Raw genomic sequence first — 18577 nt, 5'->3', positions numbered from 1 at the left:
GGATTTACACTTTCCCCATGAAAGTAAATAACTGATTCCAGGGCCAAAAGACTACAAAATTGAATACCAAAGGAGCATAACTAGCCCAATAACAAGCTTTTAGCAGAGGTCGATGCATAGCCGAAACCGCTAGCAAGCACGTTGCAAACCATGATTTTTGTTCGTTCAGATTTCGATTACTTCAAAAGTAATTACACAACTTTCCATATAATTTCAATCCGCAAAGTCAATGAAAAACAAATTTTTATTGACCGCTCCTTTCAGTCCACTTGCTATTCAGACAAGAAACTCGAGATCGCCGCAAATGATAATGATTCGAACTTCTACTGAGGCTGCACAACTTGAACAAAGCAAAAAGGTCGCAAACGGCATGTTTATGACCTGCAATTGACAGGAAGAAGAAGATAACTTGCCGTCACTCTTGGAGAATATATTAGTGCATATATCCCTCACCACTAAATAGTGAAAATCTCGTCAAGAAAAACAGAAATTTCCCCAGTTCTCTAGTCCATAGGGCACAACCAATCATTACGGATTTAGGAGCTGTAGCTGGCCTGAATAATCGCCTTTCATAGAGGCAGATTGCAGACAAGGAGCTCAGGCTGACAAAAAACAATTCGGAAATCACAGCCCTTTAAAACTGCTCGAATCAAGCCGGTTGCAGGTCGTCAAGTAGCTAGTCTCGTAGTGAAATCAACCAGCCAGGTCAATGCTGCATAGGCTGAGAGAAAGGAGCATGGCGAGTGGGAAAAGCCTCAAGAAGCAGCGGGCACCAACGACAACAGCCACGGCCAAGCAAAGCAACTGGCTGGAGATCCATCACTGCCAGAGGTATTGCTAGGCGAATAGCTCCCTATCTGGGCGGCTTGTGCTTGCTCGCTGTGATCCAGGTTTCAGGCGTAGCGCAGACTCTTGATCTACTGGTATACGACCTCATTACTACGCTGCGACCCGCAGCATCGGGAAATAAACAGCCAATCACGATCATTGGCATCGAGGAAAATGACATCCAACGTCTCGGCTGGCCAATCGATGATGGCCTGTTCTGCGAGGGAATAGATCTACTTCGCAACAATGGAGCTCTTGCCATTGGATTCGACATCTATCGTGACCAGGGTGTAGGGCCAAACCAAGCCTGCCTGCGCAAGCGCTTCCGCACCGACCCCCGACTGGTTTCGATCTTTAATTTAGCCAGCGGGATTCCCGCGATACCAGGAACACCGCAATTACAGCAGAGCTACAACGACATCTCACTAGATCACGACAACGTAATTCGACGTGATCTGGTTCATGTGACTAACCAAAACAAAGCCACAGTGGCTTTCCCTCTACGCATCGTTGAAGTTGCAACGGGTGATAAGCAGCTGCGCCAGGAAATTGAAGCGAGTACTTCAGCCAATACCTGGCTAACCGCCAATTCAGGTGGCTATTTCCGTGAAACAAACGCTGGGTTGGGGATACAACGGCTGTTGCTTTTCCGTGAACCAGGGAGTTTCAAAACGTTCTCGCTTTCAGAACTCCTAGATAAAAGCATCCCAAATGAGGCAATTCAAGACCATATGGTGCTGATTGGCAGCACAGCCCCATCTCTCAGGGATCTCTACGAAGTTCCCCACAGCCGCTTCAGTAAAGGGGCGATGCAGTTCTTCATGCCAGGAGTAGAAATACATGCGTTGCGAATAGCCGCCCTAGTAGACCAACAAAACGGACAGCTGATTCAAGGATTCGTGATGCCTGGTTGGGGCAACCTATGGATTACTCTTCTCACAGCAGGAGCTGGTTTAGCACTGGGTGAAGCCTTCCTCACCCTGCGTCGAAGTGTGCTTGTGGTCGTCACAACCCTGATAGCCGTTAGCGCAAGCTTGGTGATCTTGCTGGTCAATTACGTCTGGATCGGCACGGTCATGCCGGTAGCTGGGATGGCAATAATGGCAGGCTCAGCCTGGCTGAGACGGGGTGTGGTCAGTCAACAACACCAACAACAAATTAAAAGGCTGCTTGGGCAAGCCACCTCTCCGGCAATCGCCAAGCAACTATGGGAAAAGCGTGATCAACTACTCAAAAATGGACGTTTTGAAGGGCAGCAGCTACCTGTAACTGTGCTGTTCTCCGATACAGCAAACTTCACAACGGTTTCCGAACATTTTAAGCCCGCTGAATTAATGGACTGGCTGAACCGAGGAATGGCCTACTGCGTTACCGCCATTACCAAACGAGGAGGAGTCGTCAACAAATTCACCGGTGACGGCATGTTAGCTGTCTTTGGCGTTCCCCTCAGCGATGACCCAAAAGCGGACGCCCGAGCAGCCATTGAAGCAGTGATCGAAATTCAAGCTGGGCTGGTGAAGCTCAATGCAGAATTAGAAAAAGAAGGTGCACCTGCCAACCGCATGCGCATCGGGATTCACTCAGGGGTAGTGCTAGCAGGGTCGATGGGCAGTACAGAGCGGGTCGAATACGCAGTTATCGGCGATACCGTCAATTGCGCATCAAGACTTGAGGGTTTCGAAAAAGATCGTCATGTAGGAGTTCTTCGCGTGTTGGTTTCATCAAGCACCAGAGAACTACTCGAAGACGAGCTCAAAAGCTCTCTGCATTGGGACGAGTGGGGAGAGATTAAAGTCAAAGGAAGGGAAGAACCCCTTCTAGTAGCCGAACTCAAAATGGGCAACGAACAGGAAGCTCAACCGGCCAGGCCGAATCAATGACATCCCCCAGGCCAAATGTATTAACGAAAGACTCGCTTGAAACACTTCCACCACAATGCATTCTTAAGTTCGCAAGGGCTTCCTGAATACGCAGATCACCGGGCTCTGAGTCGCTAACAAGCAAACTCACTGCCGGAGGCGATGAAGTTTGAACGAACGCCAAAGGGTCACTGCTCGTGGTCTCACCATCACCACAACAATAAGAAGACTCCCAAACAGTTGGGAAATTGAGAGACTCCAATCTGATCAAAGTGATCCCTGCCGTGGACGCCGGCAAATCGTTAGACGTGCGGTTTAATCCAGACGTCTCATTACTACTGGAGGCACTCATAGGACGGAACTGCAGTTCCAGAGGTTGAGGAGTTGCCGTAGGCCCTTCAAGCAAGCCAATTTGAAAAGTACTGCTCGGGGCATAGACACTGCTTTGGGGGACCAGATGAACCAGCAGACGTGCACTACATTCACCTCTTGTTCCTCCTCCTACCCGCCGACCGGGGAAAGTACTGCGAAGGTCATCCTGAGCGAATCCAACTGCTGGAACCAAGGAAAGGGACGACAGAAGCGACAACAATTGCAGACGGAAAGCTAACCGTGATAAGTGCGTAGACGGTACTAAAGCCATGACAACCTACTTGCATGCAGGCTGGATCCAGCCTGCATCATCTCTTGCACTCTTGCCATAACATCTCTGCAGGAGAAGCAAAAGCAAACAGTATCCATAGAGCAAGGAGTGAATGATGCGGCCCATACGAGAGACTTCACCAAGGCGAACCAAGCAGTTCAATCCCAGCCCAAAAGAAAGGATTCTGCATGCCTCTAGCCACGCGACGTTGCTGCGTAGAAGTTAGATCAGTAAGCAGAGGGATGCCATCAGCCCCGATGATCTGATCTCCCTCAAGTCTTACAAGCCCTCGAAGGAATGCCTGACGCGTGAGCTGTAGTGCCTCAGCTTTGGGCATGTCTTGCTCAAGGTAGCGGTACATCTGCACGAAATAAGCAGACGTCACTACGTCATCGACATACCAAAGGGTACCGACAGCGCTGCGGGCACCAGCCTGAAGCGCCAGGCCAGCGAAACCGAGCTCAGAGTCAGGGTCGCCTAGTGCTGTACGGCAAGCACTAAACACAACCAGATCAAGGGGCACCCCTTTACGCTGCTGGCGCAGTTTCGACAACTGCTGCATAGAGATGGGCCCTGTACCAGAGTGAAGCTGAGATGCCGCCGGTCCACCAGGCCTGAACTCCGCATGAGTAGCTACATGAACGCGGTCATACCTGGATTCTCCACCCTGCACCAGCAACGCTGATGGAGTGAAAGCTTGATTGAGGAAAAGATCCTTGCGATCGGGATCGGATACTGCGATCTTCTCGAGCTCCTGTGGCACAAGCGGAAGTGGCGCCAAGCCATCGAACTGAGAGGCACCAAGAGCGAGTAATCGAGAACCGCTCTGAGCAGGTAGGTTTATATCGGTAAGTGCGAGTGATGGTGTCATCGCAAAGGCATAGCGATCACCGAAGTAGCGCTGCCCGTCGCTAAGTGCAGCAAAAGGTACCGCCTGTAGGCCTCGATCAGCAGCAATCAGCAAGGTGCTAACACGATGCTTCTCAAGCAAGGGAGTAATACTGCCGATCAAAAGCTGGTGCAATCGTCTGGTTGGAGATTCTGAATTGGCCACATCCAAGAAATCCTGCCGCGAGAGCTGGAGATAGAGCTGCTTCAGTAGAGAGGCGAACTCCCGGGTTGAGAGCTCAACGCGACGTCCCTCAAGCTCCCCCTCAGATGGAATCAGGGTTAAATCAAGAAAAGCGTCTGTATTTTTAGAAGTGGTCTTGCCTGCAGCCTGGGTGAAACGCACATGCAATACCGCAGGGTTGTAGACCTCCCGGTTAAATCGAGGAGGTGTATTTGACGAAGGCAAAACTGTCTCAGCAGCAGTGAGCAGCCAAGGGTCTTTGCGCAACAAATTGGTTTGAGGCTCTGCCGATGTATGGCCCTGGCAAGCAGTACTTGCTGAGGCCACCAGTCCAAGTAATAAGGACTTAACAACAAAACTGACGCTCGCCTTCGCGAATGTCATGGACGGCTACCAAAGCGTTCAACAGCCCGCTGCATGCCTTCCTGGAGCTGCGCAGATGTTGGTGTGGGTCGGTCCGCCAGATCAGGCAAGTTGAGCGCCTGAACAGTACGGCGCATGGCCGCCGCGTCAGCCTTGGCAACATTGGCCGTTGCCTGAGCTGATGTCACCTTGGTCACAGAAGAGGGTGCCGACACTGCCGCCGATGACGCAACGGAATCAGTGGCGCCACCTTGGAACTCCCCTGATTCAGCCTCTGCAGCTGACGCATCCCCTTCCCCTGAATCATTATTAGCGGCAGAATTTGCTCCTTCGCCTATTTTAGCCCCTCCAGCCTCAGCCTGAGTGTCACTCCTGGTATTAACAGAAGACGTTGATTCTCCCCCAGCTTCAACAGTAGCGCCATATGTCGAGTTATCGACAACCTCAAAGGAGTTATTGAGTGAAAGATCCACTTCCAAACCATTAGCGGCTATGGTCTGAGGAGTGCCTTGTACAGCACCCTTGTCAAATTCATCATTGGTAGAGTCAATCTGAGTGTCTGCAGATTCTCCTCCTTCAATAACTGTTAATGGGCCAACAGTTATTCTTTCAATCGCTGCTGAACCAACCAAACTTGGCAATAGTTGTGTCTGAGCAGAATTCACAACAGCGACAACCTCAGCCACATCATCATCAAACAAATCCTGATTAAAGCCATCAATGTCTTCTGTAGTACCTCCTGTAACGGTAGTTGTGGTTGCAGTTGTAGCAGGTGTTGTGGGCTGAGTTGTAGTAGATGTTGGGGTAGATGTATCGCCACCTCCTCCTCCTCCACTACTGAAACAGAGGTTACTGCTAGCACCACTAGAACAAGTCGCAGATGCAGGAGCAGCAGAGTTAACTGTTAGAGTGCCAGCGGTAACTGTTGTAGGACCAGAGTATGTATTAACACCCTCGAGAATCAACTCTCCCCCGCCATCCTTGGTGAACCCATTATTGGCACTTCCGCCTTGAATATTAATACTATCAGTGTAAACTGTAACTCCCAAATCTACATCAAAAGTTCCTCCCAAAGCGCCTAAGGTTAACGTAGTAGTAGCTGCAGTAGAATCGCGTGGCATGTTAACACTGAATTTCAGAGTTGCGGCAGTGGTGTTAGATCCAAGGTTAATAGCAGTAGATGTACCGAAGGCATCTTTATGAGCGACTTGGAATGTACCCTCCTGTATATCTATAGTCTGAGTGATATCCGATTTTCCGGATATTAGTAACGTGCCAGATTCAACTTTAGTGAGCGTAAAAGAATCAGTGCCATCATTAAGATCAATACCGTGGCCTGATTCTGTTTGCACATTGCCAGCTCCGCCAACAGAAAGATTGCAAGTATTGGTTGATGTGCAGAGAGTTGCATCAGGTGCCACTGCATATGCAGTGGCACTGCTCGAGGGATCTAAAATCAAAAATGATGAGGCATTAGCCTCAATCTTTGAATCTCCCTCCAGCATAACTGTATCGGTAATCTCCGTGTAACCTGAAAAAGCCCTAAGCACAGAATCTGTAGGGCCACCATTATAATTCAATTTAATCTGTTCCCCTACTTCCATCTCATCAGCGAGTGTTGCACCACCAGCAAATTCAAGAGTGGCGCCATCGCGTACAAGAGTTTCCTGTGTGGTAGTGCCAAGGCCCGCCGCATTCGACACTCTCAAGATGCCAGCATCAACGTAAGTTTCACCATCGTAGGTATTAGCACCAGCAAGAACCTGTGTACCAGGCCCTTGCTTAAGAAGCCTAGAAGTAGCATTATCTGCCTGAATAACGCCCGAGAATGTTTCTGTAACACCCGAAGGAATATTAATTCTTAAATCTGTTGTAGTGCCAGACATATTATAGGTTCCACTGCCACTCAGTGAGCGAATTGTTAGGTCATTCAAGGCACTCAATGTGGCTCCAGTATCAATTCTCAAATCCGTTGAACTAGAAAGCCCTGAGGCCGCACCCATTGTTAACGTACCCGCAGTAATGGAAGTATTGCCTGTAAACGTTTGAGCACCTGTAAGCGTCAGATTGCCAGCACCCTTCTTTTGTAGTCCGCCAGCTCCAGCAATCACACCATTATATGTAGAAGTTCCAGATTGATTAACTACAAATGTGCCTCCTGAAGCAACATTAACGTTGCCATCTCCCGTGAGCTTTGCAGTAGTCACAGCCAAGCCACCACTGCCTGTGGTAACTGTGACACCATTAGCAATATTTACTGTATCATCAGCAGTCAATTGCAGAGTCCCAGAGCCACCAGACCAATCCAAACTAATATCAACATTAATATCACCATCAGGCGCATTCACAGTTGAGATATCTGCGTCAGGAACATAAGTCGTATCTTTCACACTTGTACTAATCGCAACATTAGCGCCAGCAATTAAAGCATTTTGAATCGCGTTTTGGCTCGAATTATCAATGGTATAGGTGAATGGATCTAAGAGCCACTCACCCGCCTCACCATTGACACTACCCACATCAATCGCAACTTGATCAACATCAAGATAAGCACCGGATGTTTCAATTTTTCCTCCATTGCCATTAAGGCTTCCACCACGGCTAACCAAACTGCCTGCAACACTAGTTAAGCCATTAGGGTTATGGATATCACTCCAAGCCACAATCGTTCCGCCATGCCCCTGATCAGTAGCCGAAGCATCAAATAACGCGCCAGGTTCAACCGTTGTATGCAATGCCTGGCGTACAGTTTGATCACTGTTCTGCCAGCTGCCACCCACCTGAATCAATCCGCCGCCAGTCGCACCAGTCGCTAACAACTTAGAGCTGCCATCAACCTTCACTTGATCACCGGTCAGCGTGAGATTGCCACCACTGCCATCAGCAGAACTCACCGAAAGGCGGCTGCCAACTACCTCCACACCGCCACTAGGTGCATCAACCAACAAGCTCTTATCAATAGAGACATCAATGCCTTGAAGCAGAATCCTTGGCGTAGCGGTAAGGCCAAGCTCTGCACGCCGCGCCGGATCATCTACAAATCCCTGCGATCCTGACAAGGGATCAGAAACCAAAGCCGCAAGTTGCTGCGGGCTACTACCGAACACGTCGAAAACACCATTATGAAAACGCAGTGAATTGGCCGTACTTAACTTGAGCTGCTGCACATTCACAAAACCAACCCCTGAGCCAAGATGAATGCCACCAGGTGACAGCCAAAAAAGATTGGCTGGTGACGACAAACTCAGGAGCTTATCGAGATAGGTTCCAGCAGAAGCGGTCACACCCACAATCAAATTACTTTTCCCACCGGTATCAATATTCACGCCCTTAATGGCACCACGAGTATCGAAAGCACTAAATCTGTGAAAACGATTCTTACCCGCATCGCTGCCACCAGTAATGCGGCAGATCCCGCGCCTGCAGACCCCTTCAAGGTTCCCGTTAACTCGGGTACCGATCCCACCGGAACGTACATCAGCCCGCACCAAAGAACCAAGCCACGTCGAAAAACCTAGCGTTAGAGCCAAGGTCAGCAAAACCCGTCTAGCGATAGGTCTCATCACAGGAACTTTATTGCCCTCAAAACACATACCCTCTAAAAGAAATTCGTGATCAACAGTGATCAATAGCAAGATTTGCTGTGATCTGGCTGACTTGGCTAATGCTGAGCGAATCGCACCAGCGAGAAACCATTATGCCCATATTTTTTGATATTAATATGATTCTCCAAGCAACGCGCACTGGGTTCATCAATAGAAAAGCCCCATAATGATTTGCAATCCCTCGGAATACTCAAGCCATATTTTTACTTCTAGCCCAACTTGTAGCACCACCCCTGCAACCGGGGCCAGTACGACTGCCGGAGCAAACCCCTCTGGAAACAGGGCCCCAACCCAGGCAACAACAAATCCTGCAAGAACCACAACCGCCGCTTGAAAACAAAGCAAAAGAGGCGCTTAGAGCACCTGCGGATATCCCAAGCTCTAACTGGCGGCCTCCTCTCTATGGCACGACCCCTTACAGCACTGAGCAACTGCAAAAAATTCTCAGCTCCTGCGGCAGACCAACCGTCGCAGACACCCTAAACATCTGTGCTGCCAACCTCACCGCCAGGCTGGTGCGCGATGGCTATGTGAACAGTCGGGTCTTCACTCTTGCATCACCAAGTCCAGGAGCACTGGAGGTGGTAGAGGGCAGAATCGCCGAGCTGCGCATCAAAAGCCCTGACTTAGGTCTGCAAAAGCAAATCAAGGAGCGGCTGCATTCACTAATCGGCAGCGTGCTGCATCTGCCTAGCCTCGAAAAAGCTTTGGTAAATGTGCGCAGCATCCCTGGGGTGGGGCAGATCACAGGAAATCTGGGTCGCCTCGGCAGCGATGCCACTCAAGCCAAATTGAGCCTCACAGTCGACCCCGCTCCTGCCCCATGGCTGGGAGAAGTAAGCATCCGCAACGACGGCAATATCGGCACCGGCGAATGGCGCAGCATTGCCACGGTCATGAAAAACAACGTCGTGAAGCGCAACGATAATTTTCTGGCCTACTTCGAAATGAACAGTGATTCCGACCCAGAACTCGGAGCCACCATCACTTCCACCAGTTACACCTGGCCATTATCAGACAGCTGGCGTCTTATCGGATCTTTCGGCCACAGCCGCCGCCAGCTAGTCGAAGCATCAGATGACGCCCATGAGATCAGCTTCCGGCAGTTGCAAGCCATGGGACAAGTGGAAACCACCTTGTACCGCTCAACCAATCAACTCTGGAGTGCCTTCGCCGGTATCAGCGTCAACCGCAATGACAGCTACTTAGCAGGCGACAGTATTCCTCTTGTACTCGGAGGGGGCCCAGACGGCTGGCTACGAAGCGGCTACCTAAGAGGCGGCATTAACTTCTCAGGAAGGATCAAAGACCTGGCTTGGGACAGCAATATCTATGGACTGCAAGGCATCGCTGGTTTCAGCACTGAAAGCCAGCTCAAGGAATTGGCCTGGTTCAGAATTAATCCAGGTGAAGCTCGCGCCATCGGTGGTCTAGCCAACCTTCACTGGGGCCTAAGCCCCAAAGTGATGCTTAAGCTGCGAGGGGCAGGTCAATGGGCCTTTAATCATCTCCCTAGCGACATGGGCTTCAGCATCGGCAGCGATGTAGGTCTACGCGGGCTGCCTGGCAGTCTGATCAGTGGCGACAGCGGCTGGCTTGGAATCAGTGAGCTGATAATGACTGCCTGGCAAAAAGATGATCAAGCACTCCAGATCGTCCCCTTCCTAGGGATGGGTGGAGTTAGAACAGATTTCAACGACATCGTCTTTGAAGACACGATCGGCTCAGGTGGCATCCTGACTCGCTACTACAAAGGATCCTGGATGCTGGAGTTGGGCTGGGTTAATTCATTTGAAAGCGCAGATAACCAAGGCATTTGGCAAGAGTGGCTGTTAGGAGATGGCCTCTATGCACACCTGAAATATCGCTTTTGAACTCTAAACAACAAGCCTGCAGATCAGCCTGAATACCTAAAAGTGATCAAGCATGAACAGCTGGTTCACAACAGCCCTTAATAAGGCCAAAAGTAATCACAGCTTTAAACAAGCAATTCCAAAGAAAGCACCAACACAAAACCATGAAGTGCAGGAGATGCTGATACTGAAGCAATACGAATGCCAAAGCACACCTAGATTTCCTTGTCATTCCCTCAGCGATCCATCTGCGTGCGTTATGTCGGCAGCCGACCCCATCCAGGGCAACAAGTCATGGACCGTTGCAGACAGTGCAGCTCTCTATGGTCTCGATCGCTGGGGGGAGCCCTACTTCTCAGCCAACGCCAACGGCCACGTGCAGGTCCAGCCACGCGGCGATCAAGGCAGCTGCCTTGATCTGGTGGAACTGGTAGAGGAGCTCAAAAGCCGTAACCTCAACTTGCCTCTGCTGATCCGCTTTGATGACATCCTCGAAGACCGGCTAGAGAGGCTGCACAGCGCCTTCGAAGAAGCCATTAGCAAATACGGATACGCCGGTCGATATCAAGGCGTATTCCCGGTGAAGTGCAACCAACAGCGCCACGTCGTAGAACAACTGGTAGAGAGTGGTCGACACTGGCACTTTGGCCTAGAGGCTGGCAGCAAGGCTGAGCTGCTGATTGCTCTTTCACTCGTCAACGACCCAGAGGCACTACTGATCTGTAACGGCTACAAAGATCAGCGCTACATCGAAACCGCGATCCTGGCCCGCAGGCTTGGTCGCCAACCTGTAGTAGTGATTGAACAACCCGATGAAGTGGAACGGATTATCCGCTCCAGCCAAGAACTTGGCGCCGCACCCTTCCTCGGTGTACGAGCAAAGCTAACGACACGCAGTACGGGCCACTGGAGTAGCTCAGCAGGAGAGAAAGCCAAGTTCGGTCTATCAGTGCCGGATCTGCTAGCCACAGTGGAAGCCTTAAGACAAGCTGATCTACTTAGCGATCTGCGCCTACTGCACTTCCACATCGGCAGCCAAATCAACGACATCGCTGTACTTAAAGACGCGCTTCAAGAGGCAGCGCAAATATACGTAGAGCTCACCAAGCTGGGAGCCCCCATGGGGTATTTGGATGTTGGGGGTGGTCTGGGTGTCGACTACGACGGCAGCCGCAGCGCTAGCGCAGCATCGACCAATTACTCCCTACAAAACTACGCCAATGATGTGGTCGCAACGGTGCGCGAATGCTGTGAACCCCATGGCATCACTTTGCCTATCCTTGTAAGCGAAAGCGGACGCGCGATCGCTAGTCATTTCTCAATACTCGTGTTCGATGTACTGGGTACAGGAACTGTCCCAGGAGCTGTACCCAATCAAACCAGAGAGGAACCCCTCACCATTCACAACCTTAGGGAGACGCTCGCAGGAGTTATGGCAACTCAAAAGGATGCTTTGTCTGAGATATCGCGACTACAGGAAGCATGGAACGACGCGATCAAATTCAAAGAAGATGCCCTCGCTGCCTTCCGCTTGGGTTACATCAGTCTGCCAGAGCGGGCTCTGGCAGAACAACTTACAGGGGCTTGCGCCGAAGCAATTATGGGCCAATTGCCTTGCAACGAAACAATTCCCGACGACTTACAAAGTTTAAGAGCTGTTCTCGCTGGCACCTACTACGCCAACCTTTCAATATTTCGTTCAGCCCCAGACACCTGGGCCATTGAACAACTCTTCCCGCTCATGCCGATTCATCGATTGAATGAAGAACCAACTCAGCTAGGTCACTTCGCTGACCTCACCTGCGACTCCGACGGCAAACTGGACCGCTTCATCGGGAATGGGCAAACCAAAACTCTTCTGGAGCTGCACAACCTGCGCCAAAACGAGGCTTACATGATTGGCATGTTTCTCGCCGGTGCTTACCAGGAAGTGATGGGCAATCTGCACAACCTGTTCGGCAGTACCAATGCAGTGCACATCCGACTAACAACTGGTGGTGGCTACCAGGTAGACCACGTTGTGCGAGGCAACACCAATTCCGAGGTGCTCGAAGCAATGGAGCACAACCCTGAGATCCTGCTAGAGAGGCTGCGCTTGGCTAGTGAACTTGCGATTCAACGAGGTGAGCTAAAGATCAACGATGTGCGCCGGCTGATGGACCATCTAGAAGCAAGCCTGCGTCAGACCACATACCTTCAAGGTTAGGGCCTAAAATCATTCCCATATCGGAGACATGGGCGACTGTGATCACAGCAACTCATGGAGCACTGAAGAGTCGCATCCCTCGAGATCAGCGACTTGTTTTTCTGAAAGCTTTCCAAAGACTCCTAAGTCCAAGACGATTCTGGCTGGTCAATTCAACCCGTAACCGTGCTCAAAAGCTCTAAGAGCCAAGCGGCAACAGACCTCGTTTGACCAGCGGCTGCAGATCCACCAAACGCAGACAGCCTTCGATCTCCTCCAGTGTTCCACGACTCCGCAGCTTGCTCAATGTCCGGGAGGCAGTCTCCCTGGACAAACCTGCCATGAGACCCAACTCCCTTTGAGCTAAGGGCGGAATCGCCACTTTGGGATCATCAGCAGAAGAACTCTTGCGAGCCAAATAAGCCAATGCATTGAGTAAGCGCGTCGTGGCATCACTGGTCTGGATTGCAAAACGCTGATTGAGATCCCGCAAGCGAGATGCCTCAAGCTGAGCAAGGGCAATCGCAAAGCCCACTTCCTTACGCAGCAAAGTCACAAAAGGCGACGCTCTCATCTTCAAAAGTTTCACTGGCGTTAAGGCCACAACATCAGCAGACCTGGGTGCTGCATCAAGAACAGCCATCTCACCAAACAGGTCCCCCTCCCCCAACACTGACATCACAACTTCATCGCCATCAGCCGTATAACTGCGGACTTTGGCCATGCCTGAGCACAACAGAAAAACCGACTCACCCCAGTCTTGCTCCATCACGAAAACCTGGTCAGCACCATGACTGGACTCAAGATGGCGATCCAATAATTGCTCACAATCATCCGTTGTTAAAGCCGAAAAAAAGTGCACAGCCTGCAACTGCTCAACGCTGAAAACAGCCATGTTTGATTATTTTTAGTTATTGAACAGTAATGCAACCCCTAAATCACTCTTCAATATGAATCAATTATTGGCACATTAGTCAACCTTCACTCACACACTAAGCATGCACTATTCCTCATAACAACTGTCGATCTCAAGACAAAGCTGTTCCTGCCTAATGCAACAAGAGCTGGCTGTTCAGAACGACTGGCATCACCATGGTTATTAGCAGTCTTGAGCATGGATGGCGACAAAGGGCGAGTGGATCAAGCGCCAAGCGGCTGTCTTAAGCCTTGGAGTGGTGATTGGCGGCATTGGCTTGCTCTATCCCAGCCAAATAGAGCTTCTTGAACTGGCATTTGTCGATGCTGCCCAAGAGCTTCGTGGCCCACGTCGGGTTCCTGATGGCATCACGATCGTGGCCATTGACGACTTCAGCCTGCAACAAGCCTCCAATACAGATCTCAGTGAGAGAAGAGACTTACGTAGTTTGCAGCATTGGCCATGGCCGCGAAAAATCTACGCAACGGTTTTGGATCGCCTCTTTGCCTGTGGAGTGAAGGCTGTTGGTGTTGACCTGCTCTTCGATAGCCCAAGTATCTATGGCCCAAACGACGATCAGGTCTTAGCCGTCAGCATAAACCGCTTCCAACCCAAAGTCGTATTGGCAGCACAAGTGCTCGAAAGCCGTGGTGCGGTAGGAGGCCTAAGCCTTCTGCGTGCTACGCCTGCACTTAGCGCTGCATTGGGAACAAACCAACACGGACTACTCAATGGATTCCAAGATGCTGATGGTGTGGTCCGCCAACGCCCGAACACCTATGCCACCACGGTCAGCAAGAGTCTTGGCAAAAACACTCCTCGTAGCCTTGGGGTTGCGCTCTTACAAGCTGCAGAACTACCAGTTAATCATCATGTGAAATGGGATGGTTGGTTGCCACTCCTGGATCCCTACGGCCCACCGCGCACGATTCCTACCCTTTCCATCTGGCAACTGCTAGAGCCAAACAGCTATGCAGCATTGAAAGAGTCTGGGCAACTGCGCAATCAAATAGTCCTAATCGGTCCAACGGCTACATCACTACAAGACTTACACCAAACAGCATTTGCAAGAGGTGCAGGAATGCCTGGCGTGGAAGTCCACGCGACGGAAATCGCCAATCAAATAGAAGGCCGCGCCCTGCTGTTCCCCCACAAATCGCCTGGATGGTCGCTGTTGCTAGGAGTAATGGTGGTACTTATGGCTTTGGCCTCTCAGCGCTGGGAACGTCCTCTCACTCGCCTGGGAATGCTGACGGCGATTGCTTCAGGCCTACTGCTACTAAGCCTCCTATTCATCGCCCAACTTGGCCTTGAGGTTGGTTTGGTGAGCCTGTCTGCTGGAGCACTCGCGGCAGGCATCATCAGTAGTGCTGGTGCCACATTGAAACTCCAATGGCAAAAACGACGCCTACGTCAAAGCCTAGGGCGCTACTTATCACCAGCCGTAGCCGCGGAGATCGCCAATCAACCTGAGGAAGCAGATGACATCCTGGGTGGACGACTCACGAAAGTCGTGGTGTTGATGACCGATATTCGCAGCTTCACCAGCTTCACCCAATCCATGTCAGAAAGTGGTCAAGTACCCCGACTGGTGGAAAGGCTAAACCTCTATTTCTCCGAAGTTGTAGAAGCCATCCATCAACGGGGAGGCACGGTGGATAAATTCATTGGTGATGCCGCCTTGGCTGTTTTTGGAGCACCAATCAAGCGAAGCAGTCAGGTGGAGGCAAAAGCCGCCATCGAAGCAGCTTTAGATATCGAGAAACGGCTAACAAAGCTCAATCAACACTGGAACAATAAAGGTGAAGAATCCTGGGAACAGGTGGTTGTGCTTAGTTATGGCACTGTGATCAGCGGCAACATTGGCTCCCGCAGTCGCATGGATTACACGGTGATCGGCGATGCTGTCAACACTGCTAGCCGGCTCGAAAAAATAGCCAAACAAAGCAATCAAACAGTGGTTATGAGCGAGGAAGTAGCTCAACTCCTCGGCGACCAATGGACTCTAAAAAACTTAGGACTTTATGAGATACGAGGCCAAAAAGCACAGCACGTGTACGCGATTAAAAGCGTCCATAGCAAAGCTAAATTCCTGAATGAATCAAGTAAAGAATGACAATTCTCAAAGAGTTGACGATGAAGCCAAGAAAACTTTTCTTGTGGCTGATCGTATTACAAGGTTTCATTAGCCCTGCTTTCGCTTCATCCCTTAAACAAGCAACCATTCAACGCATTGTTGATGGTAACGAAGTTTATATCGATAAAAATCAAGCCCGCGTGAAGCAATCGGCCAAAGAGGGACAACAAATAAGCACAGGCAGCAGCAGAACTGAATTGCTGTTTGATCGTCGCGCTCTTGGATATCTCGGCAAAAACAGCTTGATCAACCTCGGTGAAGACTGCTTCAGTTTAAGCAATGGGTCTGTCCTGATTAACGGTACCCAGCGCAGCTGCATCGGTAGCAAGGTTCTTGGAATTCGTGGTACGACCTATGTCTTAAGCATCAACGAAGAAGGTAATTATGATCTTGCTGTACTCACTGGAGAAGCTCAAATCAGCGGCAAATCTGAAGCAGCCTTGCTCAACGAGCCAGACGCCGACATTCTCACCCTGCATCCACGACTTAATCCAGTGATTGGAATTGGTGGAACCATCTGGGGGAATAATTCCAATAACAGTGATTTTGAGGGGCTTATTTTAGGTGACTTAGCATACTTTCAACCTCTCAGTCAAAATAGCGGGAGTTCAGTTCTCTATAGCCTTACATCGTCATCCTCTAACTTCGACAAGGCATGGGGAGTAAGCCAAGAATTCGGATATCGCTGGTTTGATCCCAATAACCAAAGAAGCAATGGAGTTATGGCGGGGTACACCCATTGGCAGGGCCAAATTAAAGATAGTTGTTCTCGCTCACAGCTTTCGTTAGGAGTAGAGACAGAACAAAATCGTTGGAAGTTTGCTGCTGCTGGTGGGGTTCCCGTAGACAACTGCGAGAGCCAATTCTCCTTTGCCAGTGCGACGGTAGGAATGCCTATTGCTGAAATTGATCAAGAGCCCATCACCCTATCCTTATCGCCATATCTACTTGCAGGGATAGGTAATAACTATGCTGGTGGGCGCGTAGGATTGAATATCCCAATCGGTTCAAGACTTAATTTATTTGCCTACGGATCCTACGATGGTATTGCGGATACAACCATAGGAGGCAAGATATCCTATCGATTTCCCATTGGCGGAAGCTTTGTAGAAGCCCCACCTATTTCTAGAAATAACACAGCCTTAAGAACTGAAGTCTCCCAGGTCAAGCAATCGAAAAATACAAAATTTCTAGTTGCATCTATCGGACAAATTACGCCCCCGTACGAATCAGAGCCAGTCAAGTCGCTAATTGTGGAACAAACTGTTGATAATGTACAAGCATACGAATCACCTGCCATCCAAGATTCAGTTCCAGGACGAGCAATGTGGATGAAGAATCATGATCTAGTAGAACAGAAAGCGCTTGAATACCTCGAGAAAAAAATGGTAACATACGCTTTATCTCAGGGCCTTGGCTCTAATACTGCCAACGGGCAAAATGATACTTATATCATCAAAGCTGGTGAGCAAGTGATAATAAACCCAGGCGGAACTATCCTAAGTCGCATGAAAATGACTCCTAAGTATTTCAGCCAGCTAGTCATTAAACACATCAAAGGCCAAACACCTCCTCCAGAACGCATTGGAATAGCCAAAACATTTAATGAGCTGCTGAGCTATAAACCCATAACCCCCTTACCAAAAAATGACCCAAGTAACAACTTCGAACCCATGCTGATTCGCGATTTCTACAATATTTTAAATACAACTACAAAAGGTGAGCCCAAAATCAACCCTACTTTTATTCTGAATAATAAACCTTTTGGGGGAAGACTTCAACTTCAATCAATTAGCGACTCAATACAAACTGAGTTAAATGAGTCCAAAGAAACCAAAAACAACAAATCTGATTCAGCCAGTAAGAAGGATACATCTACAGATACTTCTAGCAATGATTTAAACGATAACTCTACCAACAACTCAAGCGATAACTCTACAGATACTTCTAGTAACGATTCAGGCAATAACTCCACCAGTACATCGAGTAACGATGCGAACAATCAAACCACAAATACAAATACAGCTGGAAATACGAATAATAATAGGCGCAATAATAGTTGGGGCAATGACTGATGACACAGAAAATCAAGCCACAAATATAAATACACGTAATTTGCAATCAGGCAACAAGCTCTGCCATCAATAAGCATCGATGAAAAGTCAGCCAATCGACCATCTGTAAAGGGTTGGCATTTGATTGTCCCGCCAAAAACATGAACTCAAGCCTGAAATCTTCAGGCTTTTTCACGCAAACATAATTCATTGCACTGCACAATATTGATGAGAAGACAAATTAAGCCTTGATCTAAGGCCAATCATTTTGAAAAGCGATTCCAGTCGCCAACATTGCTGTTTGATCTAAAAAAGGGTTTCCCTATAACGGACCAGCTTGCATTGGTTCTGCACGATGTCGCCAGTCATAGCAAGATAATGAAAGCCATCCACGGCAGCCATGTGGGGACAAGAACCTCAACTTCAGCGAGTCCGCGAGCGACTGAAGTTACTGCTGGCGACCCACGCCAATGCACTCCATCCCAAAAGCTTGTATGCCAAGCCAGGAGAGCTGCTCATCAAGCAAGACACAGCAGCCAAGCACCTGCTTCTGCTGACTCAAGGAAAGGTGGCGATTGAGATCCAACAACAAGGGCAATCTCCTCACACGCTGACAATGATTGAAGCCGAAGCATTATTGGGGGAGATGGGCCTATTCGGCGATGGCACTCACTCTGCTGATGTCCGGGTGGTTGATGGACCTGCAGAACTACTCCAAATCAACGGTAACGATCTACTCCAAGCACTGATCTATGACTCCGAACTGCTGATCGAACTGCTTGCTCTGATGAGTGAGCGTGTCCGCAATACCAATAAGGTAATCACATTGCTACTTGATGGAATCAACGGAGCCTGCAAAGGGGATGATGTTTTATTGGACAAAGCACTGCAAGACTTAAAAAGTCTGAGCCAGTTCGTTTCACTAACAGCCGAACAACTTAAACACCGCTATAGGGAGAATGAATAACCAAAGATATCATTCATCAACCAATGATATATTGTTCATCGTGGATTTCAAGTATTAATAGAGCACCTCGCCAGGCCGACTCAAAACCAGCAAAA

General features: G+C 49.5%; 11 protein-coding genes. 6 read left to right on the top strand and 5 right to left on the bottom strand.

Annotated elements, in window-relative coordinates; all coding sequences use genetic code 11:
- The first annotated feature begins 881 nt into the window (after positions 1-881).
- On the top strand, positions 882-2708 hold the full coding sequence (locus SIB68_RS09340) for a CHASE2 domain-containing protein (RefSeq protein ID WP_236068908.1): 1827 nt from the start codon (positions 882-884) through the stop codon (positions 2706-2708).
- Here SIB68_RS09340 and SIB68_RS09335 read toward each other — a convergent pair.
- From SIB68_RS09335 to SIB68_RS09320, 4 genes are all read right to left on the bottom strand, one after another.
- The gene (locus tag SIB68_RS09335) at positions 2659-3252 is read right to left on the bottom strand and encodes a hypothetical protein (RefSeq protein WP_063400015.1); all 594 of its coding nucleotides are present in this window, start codon (positions 3250-3252) and stop codon (positions 2659-2661) included. The two genes, SIB68_RS09340 and SIB68_RS09335, sit on opposite strands and share 50 nt — an antisense overlap.
- A 214-nt stretch (positions 3253-3466) precedes the next feature.
- Positions 3467-4786 (bottom strand): CHAT domain-containing protein, encoded by a 1320-nt coding sequence (locus SIB68_RS09330; protein WP_063400014.1) that lies wholly within the window; start codon positions 4784-4786, stop codon positions 3467-3469.
- Complete coding sequence (locus SIB68_RS09325) at positions 4783-8328, bottom strand: beta strand repeat-containing protein (RefSeq protein WP_196757099.1); 3546 nt, start codon at positions 8326-8328, stop codon at positions 4783-4785. The genes SIB68_RS09330 and SIB68_RS09325 overlap by 4 nt, the downstream gene beginning before the upstream one ends.
- 189 nt (positions 8329-8517) lie before the next feature.
- On the bottom strand, positions 8518-8715 hold the full coding sequence (locus SIB68_RS09320) for a hypothetical protein (protein WP_236068907.1): 198 nt from the start codon (positions 8713-8715) through the stop codon (positions 8518-8520).
- A 170-nt stretch (positions 8716-8885) separates the two neighbouring features.
- Between SIB68_RS09320 and SIB68_RS09315 the strand changes: the two genes are divergently transcribed.
- Positions 8886-10244, top strand: coding sequence for a ShlB/FhaC/HecB family hemolysin secretion/activation protein (locus SIB68_RS09315; RefSeq protein ID WP_236068905.1), 1359 nt, complete (start codon positions 8886-8888; stop codon positions 10242-10244).
- A 238-nt stretch (positions 10245-10482) separates the two neighbouring features.
- Positions 10483-12429 (top strand): biosynthetic arginine decarboxylase, encoded by a 1947-nt coding sequence (gene speA / locus SIB68_RS09310; protein WP_063400054.1) that lies wholly within the window; start codon positions 10483-10485, stop codon positions 12427-12429.
- A 178-nt stretch (positions 12430-12607) separates the two neighbouring features.
- On the opposite strand, the gene SIB68_RS09305 is transcribed toward speA, so the two are convergent.
- Positions 12608-13303, bottom strand: a complete 696-nt coding sequence (locus SIB68_RS09305) for a Crp/Fnr family transcriptional regulator (RefSeq protein WP_063400011.1) — start codon at positions 13301-13303, stop codon at positions 12608-12610.
- A gap of 223 nt (positions 13304-13526) precedes the next feature.
- On the opposite strand from SIB68_RS09305, the gene SIB68_RS09300 reads away from it, so the two are divergent.
- The 3 genes from SIB68_RS09300 to SIB68_RS09290 all read left to right on the top strand — a co-directional run bounded on the left by SIB68_RS09300 (position 13527) and on the right by SIB68_RS09290 (position 18482).
- Positions 13527-15440: a CHASE2 domain-containing protein gene (locus SIB68_RS09300; RefSeq protein ID WP_063400010.1), complete on the top strand. Its 1914-nt coding sequence runs from the start codon at positions 13527-13529 to the stop codon at positions 15438-15440.
- Entirely contained in the window at positions 15437-17536 is a 2100-nt protein-coding gene (locus SIB68_RS09295; protein ID WP_236068904.1) for a hypothetical protein, read from the top strand. The genes SIB68_RS09300 and SIB68_RS09295 overlap by 4 nt, the downstream gene beginning before the upstream one ends.
- Before the next feature lie 379 nt (positions 17537-17915).
- Positions 17916-18482, top strand: a complete 567-nt coding sequence (locus SIB68_RS09290; RefSeq protein WP_063400009.1) for a cyclic nucleotide-binding domain-containing protein — start codon at positions 17916-17918, stop codon at positions 18480-18482.
- Positions 18483-18577 lie beyond the last annotated feature (95 nt).

This window comes from Prochlorococcus sp. MIT 1323 (assembly GCF_047304905.1).
Taxonomy (GTDB): domain Bacteria; phylum Cyanobacteriota; class Cyanobacteriia; order PCC-6307; family Cyanobiaceae; genus Prochlorococcus; species Prochlorococcus marinus_D.
Note: the sequence above shows the minus strand (reverse complement) of the source record. Positions and strands in the feature narration are given on the sequence as shown.